The sequence below is a fragment of the Streptomyces amakusaensis genome (assembly GCF_039532665.1).
Taxonomy (GTDB): Bacteria; Actinomycetota; Actinomycetes; order Streptomycetales; family Streptomycetaceae; genus Streptomyces; species Streptomyces amakusaensis.
In genome coordinates this window covers 1-12860 of record NZ_BAAASB010000048.1, presented here as the reverse complement: position 1 = coordinate 12860, position 12860 = coordinate 1, and the positions used below count along the sequence as shown (strand labels likewise).

Here is a 12860-nt window from a genome sequence, read left to right as displayed (position 1 = left end):
CCGGATCCGACTCCACCCCCAACACACCCGCCTGCCACAACGTGTAATCCACGTACTGCACCGGCAACCCCTCCCACACCGGCACACCACCACCCACCCGCACCCCATACGCCACCGACAAATCCCGCGACAACGGACCCATCGACCACCCATCAGCAGCCACATGATGCAAAACCAACACCAACACCGACTCGTCCTCACCGGACGACACCACCGCCGCGTGCACCGGCAGGTCGACCGCGAGGTCGAAGACGTGGGCGCTCTCCTTCGCGACCAGGGCGTCAGCCTGCCCGGGCGGGCATTCGAGCCAGGTGGCGGTCAGCGAACCCGGGCCGCCCGGGAGCACTCGCTGCACGGGCTCGCCGTTCACCGTGGGGAAGACGGTGCGCAGCGCCTCGTGGCGGGTCACCACGTCGGAGAGCGCGGCGTCGAGCGCGTTCCGGTCCAGCCTGCCCCGGACTCGTGTCACCAGCGGGACCGTGTAGGTCGTGGTCGGGCCTTCGACGCTGTGCAGGAACCACAGCCGGCGCTGGGCCGGGGAGAGCGGGAGCGTCTCGGGCCTCGGCTCGGTCCGGGTCAGAGCAGGGCGGAGGGCCGTCGTGGCCGTTTCGAGGAGGGTCGCGAGTCCGGCGACGGTCGGTGTCTCGAAGAGGGTGCGCACCTCAAGACCGGCCCCGAGCAGGGTACGGATCCGGTTGATCAGCCGGGTCGCGAGCAGCGAGTGGCCGCCCAGCTCGAAGAAGTTGTCGTCGACCCCGACCCCCGCGACACCGAGGACGTCGGCGAAGACTCCGCAGAGGATCTCCTCGGCGGGCGTCCGGGGGGCGCGGGAGTCCGTGCGGGTGGTGAAGTCGGCCTTGGGCAGGGACCGTCGGTCGAGCTTTCCGTTGGTGGTCATGGGCAGGTGGTCCATCACGACGAACGCGCTGGGGACCATGTGGGCCGGGAGGAGTCGTCGCAGATGGGTTCTGGCGGAGGCGACGAGTTCGTCCTCGGCCAGCCGTCGCAGCGGATTGTTGGTGTACGAGTGGAGCGGCGAGGACTGGTCGCGCGGTGTGTACGGCGGTGCTGCCACAGGGGTGGCTCGCGCCGGGTCGTGGAAGACCACGTCCATGCTGCCGTCGTCGGCGTCGCCCGCCCAGGTGGTGAGCACCGCGAGGCCGAACGACTCCCCCAGGGCATGCAGTTCCTCGGGGTCGGGTGCGGTGTGCGGGGCGGTCAGCAGGGCGGCGGCCTCGGCGGGCGACGCGCCGGCCTCCAGGGCGCGGCGCGCGCTGTTCTCCCCGTACAGCCGGCCGTTGGGCATGCCGAGTACGTGCGTCGGGGTGGATGCCGGTGCGGTGGCCAGTGTCTCCGCGAGCTGTTCGAGGCTGTTGATCCCGGCGCCCCAGCGGAGTGGGCGGTGGTGGTCGGCGGGCCGGGCGGTCTCCGTGCCGGAGGTTCGGTGGAGTACCACGTCGTAGCGGTGACGGGTCAGCTCGTTGTGGAAGGTGCCGCGCTGGAGCTGGATGTCCACCGCGCCGATGCGCGGTTCGGTGCGCCGGAGCGCGGCGAACAGGTCCGGGTCGACGAGGAGTTCCTTCTCCCCCGCGCTCAGCCGGTCCACCGCGCGGGCGATCGAGGCCGGGTCGGCGAGGGGGTCGGCGGCGGTCAGTGCGATCGCCGTGTGGAAGGTGCGCAGCAGGCGCAAATTGCGCAGGTCGCCGAGGAGGAGACGGCCGCCGGGGGTGAGCAGCCCGAGTGCGCCGCGTACGACCTCGGTCAGGTATTCGGCGCTGGGGAAGTACTGGGCCACCGAGTTGATGACTACGGTGTCGAAGTACTCCTGCGGCAGTTCTTCGAGTTCGTGCGCGCCCGCGCTGTGCAGTCGCACCCGGCCGGCGAGTTCCGGGACGCGGGCGACCCGCCCGTTCAGATGGCCGACGACCACGGGTGACAGATCGGTGCCCCAGTACTCCTGGCAGTGCGGCGCGGTACGGAACATGATCAGGCCGGTGCCGACGCCGATCTCCAGGACGCGCGCGGGCCTGGCTTCGAGGATGCGGTCCACGGTGGCCTGACGCCACTCGCGCATCTCCTCGTCGCCCATGTCCTCGCCGGTGTAGCTGCTGGTCCATCCGGCGAAGACGTCGTCGTCGCCGGGGGCCTCCTCGTCGCCGATGGTGCGGTAGTGGGCGTCGCTCACTTCGCGCCATTCTTCGACGCGCCGGTCGGCACGGTCGGCGCGCTCGGCACGGTCGGTGTCCGCGCCGGGCTCGCCGTCGGGCACCAGATAGGCGACCAGGCGTTTGTCCCCCCGGTCGTCCTGCTGGACGAGGACGGCGGCGTGGTCCACTCCCGGCACGCCGGTGAGCGCGACCTCCACCTCGCTGGGTTCGATGCGGAATCCGCGTACCTTCACCTGCTCGTCGGTGCGGCCCAGGTACTCCAGGCGGCCCTGGTGGGTCCAGCGCACGAGGTCGCCGGTGCGGTACATGCGTTCGCCGGGCCCGCCGAACGGGTTGGCGACGAAGCTTCCCGAGGTCAGACCGGGGCGGTTGAGGTATCCCCGGGCGAGTCCGGGGCCGGCCGCGTACAGCTCCCCGGCGGTCCCGGGCGGCAGGGGGCGCAGTGCTCCGTCGAGCACGTACACGCGGGTGGCTTCGATGGGTCCGCCGACGGTGACCGGTTCTCCGGCGGTGAGGGGGCCGCTGGCCGTCGAGACGGTGGTCTCGGTGGGGCCGTAGGAGTTGATGAGCCGGTGTTCCCGGGTCCAGCGCTCGACGAGTGCGGGGGTGCATGCCTCGCTGGCGGTGATGAGGGTGGCCCCCGCCGGGAACGCGTCCGTGGGCAGGGCGGAGAGCAGGGAGGGGGTGACGGTGGCGTGGGTGATGTCCGTGGCGGCGGCGGTGCCGGTCAGGAGTGCCTCGGGGTCGCCCACCACGAGGGTTCCGCCGTTCAGCAGGGCCATCATGATTTCCCAGACGGAACCGTCGAAGGCGATGGAGGCGAGTTGCAGGACGCGGTGGCTCGCGTCGGTGCTGACGTAGCGGCGGTGGCGGTGGACCAGGCGGGTCAGGCCGGTGTGCGCCAGTGCGACGCCCTTCGGCGTGCCGGTGGAGCCCGATGTGTAGATCACGTACGCCAGGTGGCTGTGGTGTCCGGGTGCGGAGCGGTCCGCGTCGGTGAGGTCGCTGTCCGGGTGGCCGGTCGTGTCCACGTCGGCGAGGACGATGTGGTCGTTTCCGGGGAGCCGGTCGGGCTGGTCGACCAGGGTCAGCAGCGGCCGGGTGTCGTCGAGGACGAAGCGCTTGCGCGGGAGGGGATAGGCGGGGTCGAGGGGTACGTAGACTCCGCCGGCCTTGGTGATCGCGAGCAGCGCCGTCACCAGGTCGACGCCGTGGCTCATGGACACCACGACGGGTACGTCGGGTCCGACGCCCCGGCCGGTCAGGAATCGCGCGAGGCGGTTCGCCCGCCGGTTGAGTTCGCGGTAGGTGACCTGTAGCGATCCGTGCTCGACCGCGATCGTGTCGGGGTGGCGGGATGCCTGGTCCTCGAAGAGCCGGTGCAGCAGGCGGGGTTCGACGTCGGGCAGACCGTTCCAGTCGCCCAGGACGGCGCCGCGCTCGTCGGCGCTGAGCAGGTCCAGCCGGGCCAGTGGCTCGTGGGGGTGGTCGGTCAGTCGTGCGAGTACGGTCGCCAGCCGGTCTCCGAGGTCGTGGACGGCCGGGCCCGTCGGGCCGCCGCCGTGCAGTTCCAGGTGTCCCGGCCGGTTCGGCGGCAGGACTCCGACCAGTGTGTGGCGGCCGCGCGGCGGTGTCCCGCCGGTGGTGACGAGTACGTCGGTGAGGGTGAGGCCGTCGTCGGCCGTCGTCGGCGCGGACGGCTCGTGGCCTTGGGTCCGCCGTCGCTGGGCGCGCACCGCGGTGAGCAGGCCGGCGAAGGAGAGGTGGGGGCCGGGCGTCAGTACGAGGGGGGTGGCGGGCGCGCCGTCGGCGAGGTCGATGACCACCGTTCGGTGTCCGAGCAGCGCGCCGAGTACGGTGCCGAGCGCGGCGGACACGGCGGACGCGGGTGTGCAGTCGGCCTGCTCGGCCAGCTTCGCGAGCGCGTCCGGCAGTTCGATGACGGTGACCTGGGGAGCGCCGTCGGGGGCCGTGCTCAGCCGTGCCGCCCGGGTGGGTTCGGCGATCGGCATCAGCTCGGCGGGCCAGATCTCGGCGCTGTTGCGCTGTCCGGTGTCCCGCTGTCCGATGTCCCGCTGTCCGGTGCCGGACGCCACCGGGGCGGATGCCGATGCCGGGGTCGTGTTTCCGGGGACGAGACCGTTCGTGTGGTCGCGCTTGGCATCGGCGGCGCTCGACATGCACTCTCCTGGTCTGTTTGCGGGAACGGGGTCCACGAGGTTCCGCGAGGTGATGTGCCGGGTGGGACTGCGCCCAGTGGTGCGCTGTCGCACGACGCCCGGTGGGGCGGACGATCCAGACAGTAGGGATGTAGCGGCGCGGCCTCCAAGAGTTTCCGGCGTTATGACAACTAGCTGACGTCCGGTGTGTGTTGTGCGGGTCCCCGGCATTCGGCGGCTCCGGCGGGGGGCCGGGTAACCGTCACCTTCATGACGGTTGGGGCCCGGCCGGGCGCGAGGGGGTGGGCTTTGCGGGAGTGTGGTCGTGTCGATGACCTCTCCCGGCGGAGTCTCGTCGGCTCCCCAGTCCCCGACCCAGTCCCCGACCCCGACCGCGACCCCGAGGAGAGTGGCTGATGCCAGAGAGCGAAGCACGAGACGGCGGGGGTGAGGCGGTGACGACGGAGCGGCGGAGCCAACCGGTTCCGCTGGGGCGGAACCGTGGCTTTCAGCTGCTGTGGACCGGTTCGGCGTTCTCCACGCTCGGGCTGGAGACCGCCGATCTGGCGTTTCCGCTGCTCGTGCTGGCTGTCACCGGATCGCCCGCGGCCGCCGGGCTGGTCGGGGCGGTGCAGATGACGACCGCGCTGGTGCTGGGGCTGCCGGCCGGCGAGCTGGCCGATCGTTTCGACCGGCGGGCGCTGCTGCTCATCGTGGAGTCGTTGCGCGCGGTGGCCATCGGGAGCATCGTTCTGGCGCAGCTGACGGATCAGCTGGTGCTGGCCCATCTGCTGGCCGTCGCCGCCGTCATGGGGGCGATGCGACCGCTGGCGGCGACCGCGCGGATGCTGCTGATCCGCACGGTGGTGCCGCCCGAGCAGTTGACTGCGGCGCTGACCAGGGAAGAGGTCAGGATCAACGGCGCTTCACTGGCCGGTCCCCCACTGGGTGGCGCGCTGTTCGCCGTTGGCCGTGCGGTGCCTTTCCTCGCGACCACGCTGACGCTTGTGGTGTCGATCGTCTGTGTGGCGCTGATGCGGCCGAAGGCTTCCGGCAAGACGGACGGGGAGGCCGCGGCAGCCGCGCCGGAAGCGGCACCGCCGCCGCCACCACCTCAGGAGGACTCCTCGGCGTTGCGCCGGATACTCGGCGGAATAGCGCTCGTGTGGCGGAACCCGCTGCTGCGCAGGACCACGCTGTTCACCGCTGTGATGAACTCGGCCACCGCTCCGATGATATTGATAGTTGTGGTACAACTACAACGCCAGGAAATATCCTCGGCGTTGATCGGTGTGGCGACTGCGGGTCTGGCGCTCGGCGGGCTCGCCGGTGCCGCGCTCGTCACCCGTCTGCACCGTCTTCCACCGGCCGCGTTGATGCTCGGCCAGGCCGGTTCGGTGGCCGTACTGCTCTGTCTGCTCGGCCTCTCGCTGGGCCCCTGGTGGGCCGCGTCCGTGCTGTTTCTGACGATGCTGGCCGTCCCGGCGATGCGGGTGCTGGTCGATGTCGTGATGTTCCGTCAGGTTCCGGACGAGCAGCGTGGCCGGGTGATATCGGCAGTGATGACCCTGTGGGGTCTGGGTGCCGCCGGGGGCACGCTGCTCGCCGGAGTCCTGCTCGACTTCCTGTCTCCGCCGGTCATACTGATCGCCATCGCGGCCTTGCTCACCGTGGTGTTCTTCGCCGCGCTGGCCAGCAGAGATTTTCGCGCTACGGCATGGCCCGCCGAGGTGGGGCGGTCAGATCACTGAACCAATTCGCTCACTGGTGACAGCCGTCGCCCGAGGTCGGTCAGACCCAGTTGGGACACCCGCATGCCGGCCTCGAATCTGGATGTCACATCGAGGGTCTTGAGAATATTCGCGACATAGCGCCGGTAGGTGCGAACGGAGACCCGCATCTGCCGCGCCGCGCTCTCGTCCTTCATCCCCGCGCACAGTTTCTCCAGAACCTCGGCGAGCGGGCTCGGTCGCAGCAGCACCGGAACCGCCTGTCTGACCAGCCGGAAATCCACCGCCAGATCGCGGAGGCCGTCATGCATTCGCTGGAGCGCCCGAACCGTTTCCGGCGACCGGATGAGCAGGGCCTGTTCAGGACAGTCAAGGGAGGTGTGCAACAAGGCGGACTCGGTGCCCACCACCGTGACGGTGGGCAGGCTCCGTGGCAGCAGTCGGACATCGGCGCCCGCGCCGGCCAGCACGGCCAGCCGCTGGAGGTCCGGTATTCGCAGCGCGGCCAGATCGTGGTGCAAAATCATCAGCCGGTGGCCGCGGTCGAGCACCTCTCGACACAGCAGCTCGACCGGATCCGCGCCCATCTGCTGCGCGAGACCGTCGAGGGATCCACAGATGACCTGAACCGGCAGGGCCTGTTCCGGTCCACTCCGCATGAGCTGACTCAGCAACAGGGGGAACTGGCTGGCTTCCACTGGTGTGGTCGACATGAATCGCTCGCGCCGGGAGGTTATCAAGGCGTCGAGCAGGAGAAGTCGTGCGCCTTCGATCGCAGACTCGATGTCGGACGTGCCCGAGGTTTCCGACCCCTGCACGCCCAACAGTCTCGGCCGCTCGGGAAGGACGGCCGGATCTGATCCGCCTAATAGCATTTCACTAACCTTTCCGCACTTCTCAATTACACCCTTGCAGCCACTTCTCTTTCTTGCGCCCTTGTGCCGGACCGTCGTCGGCATGAGGTGGAGGTCACTGTAACCTGAACCGCTCCGATGTGGCAGAAACTCTCAGTAGAGGCTTGGGCCTGGGGTTTCATGCCTGCTCAACGGCGGTTGTTTTCACGACTGGCGGGCGTATTGTCCGTTATCTTCACCGCCCTGGCGGCCCTGTACGTACTGGGCGAATCCGCTCAGCGACGGTCAACCGGAGTGGCTGCCGACCCGTCACCCAGCACCGCCTCCCCACCCTCACCGACCTGCCACGCGCCCGCTGAACCACCCAGTCCGGATGTCCACTTCATGCAAACACCCTGCCGAGAGAGCCAGGAAGGGGCCCGCTAAACGCCCCCGCCCGGCGTGCCGCGAGCCATCTACCTGACAGCCGCGACTTCTCGGGGCCGCTTGCCCGGACGAGCGCGAAGCTTTTAGGCTGTGGCCAGAATTTATTTCACTCTCCCCTGCGTCACTTATTTCCTGATCGCCCGGTCGCCGATAAACTGCCCGGATCACTGAGGAGATGAATTGATGAATCCTTTCGACGACGACAGCGGAATTTTCAAGGTGCTGGTCAACGACGAGGGTCAGCATTCTCTGTGGCCGTCGTTCGCGGATGTTCCGCAGGGATGGCGGGTGATACTGGACGACACATCCCGCGCGGAGTGCCTCGACTACGTGGAAAACAACTGGACCGATATGCGGCCGGCCGGACTGGTCGAGGCCATGAGCAACACCGGGAGCGGCTCGCCGGCCGGCTCCCCGACTTCATGAGCACGGAAGCACCGAACGCGGCGGCCGTCACGGACCCGACCGGGGCGATACCGCTGGAAGAGCTGCACAGCTCGCTCGGACATCCCCTGGCCGAGTCGATGAACTTCCTCAACGAGATCGCGCAGCGCTATCCGGACGCGATCTCGTTCGCCGCGGGCCGGCCCACCGAGGAGTTCTTCGGCATCGACGCGGTACACCGCTACCTCGACCGGTTCCGTGAGCATCTGCTGACCCTCTTCGACGGTGACGAGGCACGCGCCGACCGCGAGATCATGCAGTACGGCCGGACCAAGGGCATCATCCACGATCTGATCGCCCGCAATCTGGCGGTCGACGAGGACATCACGGTGGACCCCGAGTCGATCGTGGTCACGGTCGGCTGCCAGGAGGCCCTGTTCCTGACACTCCGTGTACTGCGGCGCACCTCCGACGATGTGCTGCTCGCGGTGAGTCCGACCTATGTCGGCGCGGTGGGCGCGGCACAGCTGGTCGACATGCCGGTGCTGCCCGTGGCCGGTTCGCCGGAGGGCATCGACTTCGACGACCTGGTGCGCCGGCTCGACGAGGTGGCCGCCTCGGGCCGCCGGGTGCGGGCCCTCTATGTGGTCGCCGACTTCGCCAACCCCTCGGGGGCCAGTCTCGGCCTCGAAGCACGCCTGCGGCTGCTGAGGCTGGCGGCCGAGCACGACTTCCTGCTGCTGGAGGACAATCCGTACGGGCTGTTCACCTCGGACGGCGAACCCGGGCCGCCGACGCTCAAGGCGCTCGACACCGAGCGCCGGGTGGTCTACCTCGGGTCGTTCAGCAAGACGGCGCTGCCCGGCGCGCGGGTCGGCTGTGTGGTGGCCGACCAGCGCGTCACCACGCCGGACGGCCGGGAGGAGCTGCTCGCCGACCAGCTCGGCCGGATCAAGAGCATGCTCACGGTCAACACCTCACCGCTGACCCAGGCGGTGATCGGCGGCAAGCTGCTGGAACACGACTTCAGCCTGCGCGCCGGGAACGTCCGCGAGCAGCGGACCTACCGCGACAATCTGCGGCTGATGCTGGACGGACTGCGCGACAGATTCCCGCCGGACCGGCACCCCGAGGTCAGCTGGAACGTGCCCGGCGGCGGATTCTTCCTCGTACTCACCGTGCCCTTCCCGGTGGACGACCGGGTGCTCGAACACTCCGCGCGGGCCCATCGCGTGCTGTGGACCCCGATGCACCACTTCTACGGGGACGGCGTTCCGGTCAACCAGATCAGGCTGTCGGTCAGCCATGTCACCCCCGCAGAAATCGAAACAGGGCTGGACAACCTCGCGGCGTTCCTCCGCGAGTACCGCGACCACTGACCCATCGCCTCAAGCCAGCGCGATGCCGTAGGAGAGGGCTGCCCCATGTATCCGCTGTCGCCGGCACAACGTCGCTTGTGGTTCGCGCACCGGCTCGAGGGGCCGAGCGCGACCTACAACATCCCCGTGGTGACACGCGTACAGGGCGAGCTGGACCTGGCGGCGCTCCAGGCCGCGCTGGGGGACGTGCTCGACCGGCACGAGGTGCTGCGGACCGTCTACCGGGAGCAGGACGCCGAGCCGGTCCAGGTGGTGCTGCCGGCGGAGCCGGCGCAGGTCCGGATCGGCGTCACCCGGTGCGCGGCGGAGCGGGCGGCGGCCGTCGTCACCCGGCACAGTGAGCATCTGTTCGACCTCGCGACCGATCTGCCCGTCCACGCCCATCTGGTGCGCACCGGCGAGACCGACGCGCTCCTCGTGCTGGTGCTGCACCACATCGCGGCGGACGGCTGGTCGATGGGACCGCTGGCCACCGACCTGGCGCACGCCTACGGGGCCCGGACCGCCGGCCGGACGCCGGACTGGGAGCCGCTGCCCGTCCAGTACGCGGATTACACCCTGTGGCACCACGAGCTGCTGGGCGAGCCGTCCGATCCGGACAGCGAGGTGTCCCGTCAGCTCGGCCACTGGCGCGAGACGCTGGCCGGACTGGCCGGGGAACTCCCGCTGCCGAGGGATCGCGCCCGCCCGGACCGGCCCTCCTTCCGGGGCGACTCGGTCACCTTCCGCCTCGGTCCGGACACCGCCGACCGACTGCGGGAGATCGCCCGTGCCCAGCACGCGACCCTGTTCATGGTGGTACAGGCCGCGCTCGCCGCGTCCCTGACCCGGCTGGGCTGCGGAACCGACATCCCGCTGGGCACGGTGGCCGCCGGCCGTACCGAAGAGGCGCTCGACGACCTGGTCGGATTCTTCGTCAACACGCTGGTGCTGCGCACCGACACCTCGGGCAACCCCACGTTCGAGGAGCTGCTCGGCCGGGCGCGGCACACCGCTCTGTCGGCGTACGCGCACCAGGACGTCCCCTTCGACCGTCTGGTCGAGGAGCTGCGGCCCGCCAGGTCACCCGGCTCCCACCCGCTGTTCCAGATCCTGCTGACATCGACGGTGCGCGGCGAGGGCGGCGGCCTCGCGCTGCCCGGGCTGGAGTGCGAGCCCGCCGATACCGGTCTGTACATCGCGAAGTTCGACCTCGAATTCGCGGCCGTCGAATCACCGGACGGCCTCGACATCATGGTGGGCCACGCCGTCGACATTTTCGACCGGGACACCGTGCGATCTCTGGGCGAGCGGCTCGTCCGCATGCTCACGGCGGTCGCCGACGACCCGGCGGCACGGATCAACGACGTCGATCTGCTGACCGCCCCGGAGCGGGAGCGGCTGGAGCGGTGGGGCCGCAACCCGGCGGCCCCCGGACCGGCGACCGTGCTCGACGCCTTCGCCGTGAGTGTCACGGCCGACCCCGGTGGCACGGCCGTCGTGTACGGCGGCACAGCCCTCACCCGGGCCGAACTGGACGAGCGGTCGACCCGGCTGGCCGCCGGGCTGACGGCGCTCGGGGTCGGGCCTGGCACGGTGGTCGCGGTGACACTGCCCCGCTCCACGGACTCGGTCGTCGCGCTGCTCGGCGTACTCAAGGCACGCGGTGTGCACCTCGCCGTCGACCCCGCGGCACCGGCCGACCGTACCGCCTGGATGCTGTCGGACAGCGCGGCCGCCGTCGTACTCACCGACGGCGCGGGCAGGCGTCTCCGCACCGGCCCGGCGCCGGTGCTCACGCTGGACGAGGCGATCGGCGCGGCCCACGGGGACGGCCGGGCGACGGCTCCCCCGGCCCTCTCGGCCCCCTCGCCGCTGGACCCCGCGTACACGATCTACACCTCCGGATCGACCGGACGCCCCAAGGGCGTTCTGGTGCGGCACAGCGCGCTGGCCAACCTCTTCCAGCACCATGTGACCACCACACTGGCACCCGTCGCCGACGGCGGAAGGCTGCGCGTCGGACTGATCGCGGCCATGACGTTCGACGCGTCCTGGGATCCGCTGCTGTGGATGATCGCGGGTCATGAACTGCATCTGATGGCGGACGACACCCGTCGCGATCCGGCGGCGCTCGTGCGGCATCTCGCCGACGCGCGCCTGGATGTGCTGGTCACCACGCCGTCCTTCGCCGGTCCGCTCATCGACGCGGGGCTGTTTGAGCGGGAACGGCGGCCACGTGTGTTCGCGGTGGGCGGCGAGGCGGTGGACGACGAGCTGTGGTCGCGGCTGTCCGAGCAGGCCGATGTGGTGGCGTACAACTTCTACGGGCCGACCGAGACGACCGTCGACGCCACCATCGCCCGGATCGACGGCCGCAGCGGACCCCATATCGGCCGACCGGTCGGGAACGTCACGCTCCAGGTGCTCGATCCGGCGCTGCGGCCGGTGCCGCCGGGTGTCGTCGGCGAGTTGTACGTGGGAGGCGAGGGCGTCGCCCTCGGCTATGCCGGCCGGAGCGCCGCGACGGCGGCCCGGTTCGTCGCCGACCCGTCCGGCCTTCCGGGGGCACGCCGGTATCGCACCGGCGACCTGGTCCGATACCGGCAGGACGGCACGCTGGAGTACATCGGACGGGCCGACGACCAGGTCAAGATCCGTGGTTTCCGGATCGAACCGGGCGAGGTCGCGGCGGCACTGGCCGCCGTGGACGGCGTCGACCGGGCGGCGGTGATCGTGCGCGAGGACCGGCCGGGCGACCGCCGGCTCGTCGGTTACATCACCGGCGCGGTCGATCCGGACAAGGTACGGAGCACACTCGGCGAGCGGCTGCCCGAATACCTCCTCCCGTCCGCCGTCGTGGCGCTGGACTCGCTGCCGCTGACCGCGCACGGCAAGCTCGATCGCGACGCGCTGCCCGCGCCCGCCCGGGAGGCGACGGGCCGTGGTCCGCGCACTCCGCGCGAGGAAGTGCTCTGCGGGCTCTTCGCCGAGGTGCTCGGTGTCGCGGGGGTCGGGGTCGACGACGACTTCTTCGACCTCGGCGGCCACTCGCTGCTGGCCGTCAAACTCGTGAACCGGATCCGGGCCGTGCTCGGCCTCACCGTCGACCTGCGGACCGTGTTCGAGCACCCGACAGTGGCGGGGATCGGGCGGACCGCGAAGACCGGCGGGCCCGCCGTGGTTCCTCCTCCGACGGCGGTGAGTCCCCGGCCCGCCCGGCTGCCGCTCTCCCCGGCCCAGCGCCGGCTGTGGTTCCTCCACCACGTCGACAACAGCGCCGCGACCTACAACCTGCACCTGGTGAACCGGGTGTCGGGGCAGCTCGACACCCACGCCCTGGCTGCCGCGCTCTCCGATGTGGTGGCCCGCCACGAGGCGCTGCGCACCGTCTTCCCCACCGTGGACGGCGAGCCTGTGCAGCAGGTGCTGGCCCCCCGGCCGGTCACGCTCACGACGACCTCTTGCGCGCCTGCCGAAGTCGGCCGAATCGTCGCCGAGCACAGCGCCCACCGGTTCGACCTCGCCACCGACCTCCCGATTCACGCGCATCTCGTGATCACTCCGGAGTACTCGGTGTTGGTGTTGGTTTTGCATCATGTGGCTGCTGATGGGTGGTCGATGGGTCCGTTGTCTCGGGATTTGTCGGTGGCTTATGGGGTGCGGGTGGGTGGTGGTGTGCCGGTGTGGGAGGGGTTGCCGGTGCAGTACGTGGATTACACGTTGTGGCAGGCGGGTGTGTTGGGGGTGGAGTCGGATCCGGGGAGTGTGGTGTCGGGTT

At 70.2% G+C, this 12860-nt stretch carries 6 protein-coding genes; 4 read left to right on the top strand and 2 right to left on the bottom strand.

Annotated features, from left to right (window positions below; translation table 11 throughout):
* Positions 1–4348: non-ribosomal peptide synthetase (locus ABD371_RS35405; protein ID WP_344486770.1), on the bottom strand; the 4348-nt coding region annotated here is incomplete at its 3' end.
* Between the two features lie 395 nt (positions 4349–4743).
* Here ABD371_RS35405 and ABD371_RS35400 point away from each other — a divergent pair.
* The gene (locus tag ABD371_RS35400; protein WP_344486766.1) at positions 4744–6078 is read left to right on the top strand and encodes an MFS transporter; all 1335 of its coding nucleotides are present in this window, start codon (positions 4744–4746) and stop codon (positions 6076–6078) included.
* On the opposite strand, the gene ABD371_RS35395 is transcribed toward ABD371_RS35400, so the two are convergent.
* Positions 6072–7016: a helix-turn-helix transcriptional regulator gene (locus ABD371_RS35395; RefSeq protein ID WP_344486763.1), complete on the bottom strand. Its 945-nt coding sequence runs from the start codon at positions 7014–7016 to the stop codon at positions 6072–6074. The genes ABD371_RS35400 and ABD371_RS35395 overlap by 7 nt on opposite strands.
* Positions 7017–7517: 501 nt before the next feature.
* On the opposite strand from ABD371_RS35395, the gene ABD371_RS35390 reads away from it, so the two are divergent.
* The 3 genes from ABD371_RS35390 to ABD371_RS35380 form a co-directional block, all read left to right on the top strand.
* Positions 7518–7763, top strand: coding sequence for an MbtH family protein (locus tag ABD371_RS35390; RefSeq protein ID WP_344486760.1), 246 nt, complete (start codon positions 7518–7520; stop codon positions 7761–7763).
* A complete protein-coding gene (locus ABD371_RS35385) occupies positions 7760–9100 on the top strand; it encodes an aminotransferase-like domain-containing protein (RefSeq protein WP_344486757.1) in 1341 nt (446 codons plus the stop codon). The genes ABD371_RS35390 and ABD371_RS35385 overlap by 4 nt, the downstream gene beginning before the upstream one ends.
* Before the next feature lie 45 nt (positions 9101–9145).
* Positions 9146–12860: amino acid adenylation domain-containing protein (locus ABD371_RS35380; protein ID WP_344486755.1), on the top strand; the 3715-nt coding region annotated here is incomplete at its 3' end.